The sequence below is a fragment of the Siphonobacter sp. BAB-5405 genome (assembly GCF_002872335.1).
In the GTDB taxonomy this organism is placed as follows: domain Bacteria; phylum Bacteroidota; class Bacteroidia; order Cytophagales; family Spirosomataceae; genus Siphonobacter.
On the sequence record NZ_NJAG01000075.1, the window covers coordinates 1 to 7,088 of the forward strand.

The 7,088-nt window shown below is 47.7% G+C and carries 5 protein-coding genes and 2 pseudogenes; 2 read left to right on the forward strand and 5 right to left on the reverse strand.

The window, feature by feature from the left end; translation table 11 throughout:
• Positions 1-613: pseudogene (locus BWI97_RS27795) on the forward strand (glycosyl transferase); the annotation flags it as partial.
• A gap of 499 nt (positions 614-1,112) precedes the next feature.
• Here the strand turns inward: BWI97_RS27795 and BWI97_RS25475 are convergent.
• From BWI97_RS25475 to BWI97_RS25495, 5 genes and pseudogenes are all read right to left on the reverse strand, one after another.
• Positions 1,113-1,706, reverse strand: a complete 594-nt coding sequence (locus BWI97_RS25475; protein ID WP_094816160.1) for a sugar O-acetyltransferase — start codon at positions 1,704-1,706, stop codon at positions 1,113-1,115.
• A gap of 139 nt (positions 1,707-1,845) precedes the next feature.
• A complete protein-coding gene (locus BWI97_RS25480; protein ID WP_102203324.1) occupies positions 1,846-4,086 on the reverse strand; it encodes a xanthine dehydrogenase family protein molybdopterin-binding subunit in 2,241 nt (746 codons plus the stop codon).
• A gap of 3 nt (positions 4,087-4,089) precedes the next feature.
• Positions 4,090-5,110, reverse strand: a pseudogene (locus BWI97_RS25485) (xanthine dehydrogenase family protein subunit M).
• Positions 5,107-5,733, reverse strand: coding sequence for a (2Fe-2S)-binding protein (locus BWI97_RS25490; protein WP_102203325.1), 627 nt, complete (start codon positions 5,731-5,733; stop codon positions 5,107-5,109). The pseudogene BWI97_RS25485 and the gene BWI97_RS25490 overlap by 4 nt, the downstream one beginning before the upstream one ends.
• A gap of 53 nt (positions 5,734-5,786) precedes the next feature.
• The gene (locus BWI97_RS25495) at positions 5,787-5,978 is read right to left on the reverse strand and encodes a cyclophilin-like fold protein (protein ID WP_369679215.1); all 192 of its coding nucleotides are present in this window, start codon (positions 5,976-5,978) and stop codon (positions 5,787-5,789) included.
• A gap of 182 nt (positions 5,979-6,160) precedes the next feature.
• Here BWI97_RS25495 and BWI97_RS25500 point away from each other — a divergent pair, with 182 nt between their 5' ends.
• Entirely contained in the window at positions 6,161-7,048 is an 888-nt protein-coding gene (locus BWI97_RS25500; RefSeq protein ID WP_094816114.1) for an AraC family transcriptional regulator, read from the forward strand.
• The last annotated feature ends 40 nt before the right edge of the window (positions 7,049-7,088 follow it).

Below are 7,088 nucleotides of genomic sequence, written 5' to 3' on the forward strand. Positions count from 1 at the left end.
TCTAGAGGCCTGCACCTACTTGGATGCGGACCTGCTTTTTTTTTCAGATCCCGGGGTGTTGATTGGCGAAATGGGAAAAGCCTCTGTGCTCATCACCGAGCATCGCTACAGTTCTGAATATGATCAGTCGGCTTTCTGCGGTATCTACTGCGTGCAGTTTATGACCTTTAAACGCACCCCAGCTGGCCTGCGTGTACTAGGTTGGTGGGAAAAAGCTTGTCTGGAGTGGTGTTATTGTCGATTTGAAGACGGAAAATTTGGTGATCAAAAGTATCTGGACGATTGGACCACCCGCTTTGAAGGGGTTCATGTGTTGAAGCATCTGGGAGGTGGCATAGCTCCATGGAACAGCACACAGTATAACTATTTTGAATCAAATAAGCAGGTTTGGTTGCAAGATTCTTCCATACTTAGTCCACTCGTGTTTTATCACTTTCACGATTTCCGTTATTGCCAGTATGAGACCTTCCGACTGACTAATGAAGACTATCGACTTAAGAAAGGAGTCATTGCCTTGGTCTACAAACCCTACCTAAGAGCTCTTCAAACGGCAGCTCAACGCATTGAACGGGTGAACGCAACCGCTCGCTTCATGAACCGCTTTTTTCGCTAAATTGGCTGACAATGAAGGTTGGCCGTAAAATCACCTTTTTGCTAAAAGGGTCATACAAGAACTATTACAAACGCTCTAAGCTTCGCTAGTCTTTGCTTACCTACTTTATCTCTTTTCATTCTCCAAGATTTTTAAATCAACCCTTTTAAGAATTTTCTCAATTAGATAATGACTTTGAAAGCAATGATGAGAAGGCTTTGATAATAGTAGGTATGTAGCAAATTACTTAAATTAAAGAGAGAGTATCTACTAGAAATTTGATAATGATTACCATATTTTTAATATTTATGATTAATGGTTGTTATATTATAGCTAGGATATAAGAAATCAATAAGGCTATTTGAAAATTGACAAGTTTATTCCAATACAAGATGAAAGCTTTTGATCTACTTTCATCCTGTATAGTAAGTAGATTCAGCATAGTGTACCTCGTACAGGCTTACATGCATTAATACTTATCTTAAAAGCTTGAGAAAGGTTGACCAGTAGATATAGTATACTACAAAGTTTTAATAATCTTAGCCGGAACCCCAGCAACAATGGTGTTTTCGGGAACGTCCCGGTTCACTACTGCACCCGCAGCAACGATTGCGTTTTCTCCGATAGTAACTCCGGGAAGAATGGTGGCTCCAGCTCCAATCCAGGCATTTCGCTTGATGACTACTGGGCTAGGAATGAGCGTTTGACGGTCAAGCGGATCTATAGGGTGATTCTCAGAGGTAAGATTTACTCTGGGACCGATTTGTACATGATCTTCAATAATAATTCCACCAATGTCTAAAAAAGAACAGGCGTGATTAATGAAAACGTTTTTTCCCAATTGAATGTGAATACCAAAATTGGTATGAAAGGGAGGAAAAATCGTTGTCGATGGATCAATAGGGTACCCCACAATTACACTGAGTTTCTCTCTTACCTGATCTATCCCAGTGGCGGTAGCGTTCATTTCCATACATAAATGAATCGTACGTGAAACTACTTCAGCAAAATCCGGGTATTCGGGATCATCTTTTCTTAGAAGTTCTCCCGCTTTGAGCCGCTTAAATATAGTGGAGTTAGTCTTGGACTGCTGGTCAGAATGAGCACTGGTCATAGTAGATCTCTTAGGGTAAAATGTAGTTCTGGGCAACAAGCTCTCACTGTCCAGTGTTGCCATGCTACAGCTTCTTGGTCAGATGTATTGATCATCATGGGATCAAATAGTACTAGATATACTACTGATCCCATGGAAATTAAACAAGTCCTATCAGTTTGTCAGGGGTAATGGGCAAATCCCGGATTCTTTTACCCGTAGCATTGAAAACCGCATTAGCTACCGCAGCCGCAAAACCAATGATGGCAATTTCTCCCATGCCTTTAGCACCCATCGGATTAATATAGGGATCAGGCTTATCGATTAAAATGGTTTCAATGGCTGGCACATCTGCGTGTACGGGCACGTGGTAATCCCCGAAATTGTTATTGACAAATCTTCCCAAGCGGTGATCGATGAGAGCTTCTTCCGTTAAAGCCATGCCAATGCCACCGACGGCCCCGCCGATCATCTGACTGGCCGCGGTTTTGGGACTTACAATGCGACCCGCATCGGCAATGCTAATGGCTTTCGTTACTTTCACTGCCCCGGTCAACGCATGCACGTTCACCTGGACAAAATGTAAAGAGAAGGAGTACATGGAATACTTCTGCTGCTCGTCTCCGCCTTTGGATAACTGGGTTTTATCGATGACAGGCATGTTACTCTGCTGCATCAATTCTAGTAGGGAAACCTTCTTGGATGGATTGTTTCCGGCGTATAACTGACCTTCTTCCAAGACCAGGTCCTCGGGATTCTGCCCCTGTAGGGGACCCCCGGCTCCAGTTGCCAGTTGAGCCAGCTCTTTTTTAATCAGAGTACAGGTATCCATGACGGCTGAGCCGACGGTGGAAGTTACCGTTGAGCCTCCCTGCATGGGGCCGGGGGGAAGGGTGGTATCCCCGTATTCCACCTTGATTCGATCCAGGGGTACGCCCAGAACCTGATGAGCAACCAGGGTCATCGCGGTTCCCGTACCCGGCCCAATGTCCGTTACGGCACACTGAACCGTTAACGACCCATCGGATTTCAGAATAGCCCGTACGGTTGCTTGTCCGCGAGAAGCATTAAACGTTCCCGTTCCCATGCCGTAGCCGACCAACCAGTCCCCTTCACGAATGGAAGCGGGTTCACTTTTTCGCTGATTCCAGCCAATGGCTTTCGCTCCTCTTTCGTAGCCTTCTTTGAGGTTTTTAGCGGAAAAGGGACGGTTTCGCTCAGGGTCCGTTTCGGTATAATTTTTGAGTCGGAATTCAATCGGATCCATCTTGAGCTGATGGGCCATCTCATCCATGGCCGATTCTAATGCAAAGGCTCCCGTGGCTTCGCCCGGTCCCCGCATCCAGATGGGTACGCTCCGGTCCAGCGGGACGATTTTATAGCGAGTTTCCAGGTAGGCACTCTCGTACATAAACCGGGTCATGTTGACAGTAGCCTCTGTAAAATCTTCGTAGCTGGCCGTTTCGGCGGTGGCTTCGTGGACGATACCCAACAGTTTTCCATTGGCGTCGGCCCCCATGCGAATGGTTTGCAGGGTATAGGGACGGTGACCTACCAGCGTAAACATCTGACTTCGCGTCATCAGCAGCTTAACGGGTCGTCCCAGCTTCCTGGCAATAGCTACGGTGGCTACTTCCTGGGGCCAGGTTCGAAGGCCCATTCCAAAGCCTCCACCCATAAACTCAGTGTGCACGCGGATGCCTTTAGCATCGATCTTAAACGCCCGAGCCATGGCCTGTTGCGTAGCCATTACCCCCTGTGTTTTAGCATAAATCATGATCTCTTCCGGACCTGTCCAATGAGCCAGGATGCCGTGAAGTTCCATCGGGTTATGCACTTCAATGGGAATACTGTAGTTCGACTCCAGCTGCACCGGAGCGGACTCCAGAGCCTTACGATCTCCCCGGGTATAGTCGGCAAAGCGGGGTCCCTTAGGCGTAATGGCCTTACTCAGGTTTTTGCCCACATCCGTATGTGATGTTTGTTTGGCATAGCTTACCTTCACCAGTGAAGCGGCGTAAGTAGCTCTTTCAAACGTATCGGCTACGACCATAGCCACCGGCTGGCCGTCAAAGAGGATTTCTTTTCCCGAAAGAATACGGTAGGTTTCACCCCCGGAGGGTGGAGCCGGGGCTGGTCCGTTGGCATTGCCCGTGACGGGCGAATCCCAACCTGGAATAGGAGGACGGTTGAGATGGGTGAATACCCCCAGCACCCCCGGAGAAGCTTCGGCTTTTTTCGTTTGAATACCAGTGATGCTACCCCGGGCAATGGTACTGCCGACGATGACGCAATAGGCCATTTTAGGCATTTCAAATTCGGCAAAGTATTTGGCTCCTCCCGTTACTTTCATTCGCCCGTCAACCCGGTCGATGGGTGGATTTTTTGGATTCTTTTCCATGGATCAGGCTAGGTTAGAGGCTCCTTTCAACGCCTGGATGATGGTTTGAGGAGTCAGGGTAAGTTTGAAATCATTGTGTCCATAGCCCTTAGCCCCCTGCATGGCTAACTGAGCGGCTTCTTTAAATACAGCTTCACTGGCCGTTTTGCCCCGCAAGAAGGATTCGACCTGGGGCAGCCGCCAGGGTTTATGGGCAACCCCGCCCAGAGCCAGTCGAGCCTGCTGGATGGTTTTTCCTTTCATCTCCAACGCAACGGCGGCTGAAACCAACGCAAAGGCATAGGAGCTTCGATCCCGCACCTTTACATAATGCGAATGCTGGGCAAAGTCATTGCTGGAAAGCTCAATGGATACAATTAACTCACCAGGCTGTAAGGTGTTGTCTTTTTGAGGCGTATCTCCGGGCAGGCGGTGAAATCAGCGAAAGAAATGGTTCGAACTCCTTTCAAACCCTGGATCTGCACGGTGGCTTCCAGGGCTGCCAACGCAATGCACATATCACTCGGGTGCACGGCAATGCATTTGGAAGAGCCCCCAAAGATGGCATGCATCCGGTTCACACCCTCTAACGCTCCACAGCCCGAGGGCCCGTTGGCTGATTTTTATCAGGACCAGCTTCTAGCGGGCTGCGTTTATTGCAGGGCATGGACGTTTCGTAAAAGTAGGAGCACCGCGTCCGCTGCATCATATTTCCGCCAACCGTAGCCATGTTGCGTAACTGGGCCGAAGCTCCGGCATTCAAAGCCAAGGAAAGCAGCGGAAAGTGTTTTTTGACTACCTCATGTTCAGCAAGCGTAGAGTTCTTCACCAGGGCTCCAATCCGCAGGCCCGTAGAAATCTCTTCAATGGTAGCCATTGGTAACTTGTTGATGTCCACCAGTTTTTCGGGAACAATAACTTCCCGTTTCTACCAGATCAATAAGGTTGGTTACCGCCGGCTAAAAAGTAAGCTCCCCTTCTCTTTGGCATGAGCCGTGAGGGCTGACTGAGAGCTGGAAACTCTCACGTATTGAAACGGATTCATAGCTTTTCTCCTTTCGCTTTAACTTCCAGAATAGCATTGACGATGTTGGGATAAGCTCCGCAGCGACAGATATTACACTCATAAACTCGACGAATTTCTTCGGGGGAGTCGGCGTGGCCCTCCTTGATGCAGGCGACCGCGGACATAATTTGTCCAGGGGTGCAGTACCCGCATTGAAATCCATCGTGTTTGAGAAAAGCCTGCTGCATGGGGTGTAGTTCTTCCCCTTTGGCTAGTCCTTCAATGGTGGTTACCTGGCAGCCCTCAGTGGTGATGGCCAGGGTAAGGCAGGAGTTCACCCGCTCGCCATTCACGTGCACGGTGCAGGCTCCGCACTGGCCGTAATCACAGCCTTTTTTGGTGCCCGTAAGGTGTAGCTGATCTCGCAAAAGATCGAGCAGGGTCACCCGGGCCTCCACATTCACCTGTTGGGCGATTCCGTTAACTTTCAGGCGTAAGGGGAGTTGTTCAAACGCCAGGGCTACCTGCTCATCCCAGCCTTTCTGAGCGGCGGAAACGGCCGCTCCGGGCGTGAAGGCGATGGCGGTAAGGGCCGTCGACTGCTTCAAAAAAGAGCGACGGGAGGAAGAATTAGGATTTGGCTCGTTGTTGTGCGTACTCATAAAGTCAGTTTTTTAGCTGTATGATAACCGATCATAGACCCACGTTGCAGTTATTACTCGATTTGAAAAGAAATGGATATGTCACCCGATTCTAAAGCCGCTGCCAAAGCGGCTGGGTGATCAATTTTGCCAAGCCTGGTGTAGGCATACGAAGTGCGGAAGTATTCATAAAAGAGAACTAGCGTATAGGACCCATATAGCATCAGATCGCCCATTTGAATGATTCCGGGGTTGGTAGCGTTAATAAGTAAGTTCTACAGTAAATGCCAGTAATCTAGGAAGTTAGTTAAAATAGTGTCCAATGGTAGACAAAAGTGTCTTTCATGAAGACAACTTCTTGTATACATTTTACGGTTTTGTCTACCACTTTTACCGTTCCTGGTAAGAAGTGTCTATATAGGGCGTAGATTTGAGTAAAAACAAAGGCATGATCGTCTACGATACGATAAAAAAGTATAGCGATAGGTTTAATAACCGAACGCTGCACCCACTCATTAACTGGGTGGATCTGAATCAGTCGAAGCTTCTGCCACGATCAAAGTTTACCGTGCATTTCTACGCGGTCATCCTTAAAGAAACGCACTGTGGGGATTTACGTTACGGCAATCAGTATTATGATTATGCCGAAGGCACGATGGTTTTCTTTGCACCAGGGCAGGTCATTACTAACGAACCGGAGGGGGAAATGCACCAGCCCTATGGCAAAGCCCTGATTTTTCATCCCGATTTGCTGAAATGCACGAGCCTGGGCAAGCAGATTCACGAATACTCTTTTTTCGATTATCAGTCGAATGAGGCCTTGCATTTGTCTGATAAGGAGAAAGAAACGGTAAATGCCTGTTTGGGAAATATTACTACCGAAATCAGTCAAAACATTGATCGGCATAGTAAAGCGTTGATTGTAGCCAATCTTGAACTGCTGCTCAAGTACTGTACCCGCTTTTATGACCGCCAATTCATCACCCGCGAGCAGGCCAATCAAGGAATTGTCGAGCAGTTTGAATTGAAATTAAAGGAGTATTTACGCAGTGACCAGCTCAAAACCGAGGGCGTACCCACGGTTGCTCACTTTGCCCGTGAGTTACATTTATCCCCTAATTATTTCGGGGATGTCATCAAAAGGGAAACGGGCAAAACGGCCTTAGAATTCATTCAGCTTCATATCATTAATCTAGCGAAGGGATGGATATTTGATACCAATAAATCCGTTAGCGAAATTTCGTACGAATTGGGCTTTAAGTACCCTCAGCATTTTACTCGGTTCTTCAAACAGAAAGTAGGCGTAACGCCTCATGAGTATAGAAGTATGAATTAGCTGGTAGAGCCGATGCAAATAGATAAGTTCGATTTCTTTC

Coding starts and splice junctions, on each gene's coding strand:
- BWI97_RS25475 (WP_094816160.1), bottom strand. CDS start 1,706: ATGACCAGTGCTCATTCTGACCAGCAGTCCAAGACTAACTCCACTATA.
- BWI97_RS25480 (WP_102203324.1), bottom strand. CDS start 4,086: ATGGAAAAGAATCCAAAAAATCCACCCATCGACCGGGTTGACGGGCGA.
- BWI97_RS25490 (WP_102203325.1), bottom strand. CDS start 5,733: ATGAGTACGCACAACAACGAGCCAAATCCTAATTCTTCCTCCCGTCGC.
- BWI97_RS25500 (WP_094816114.1), top strand. CDS start 6,161: ATGATCGTCTACGATACGATAAAAAAGTATAGCGATAGGTTTAATAAC.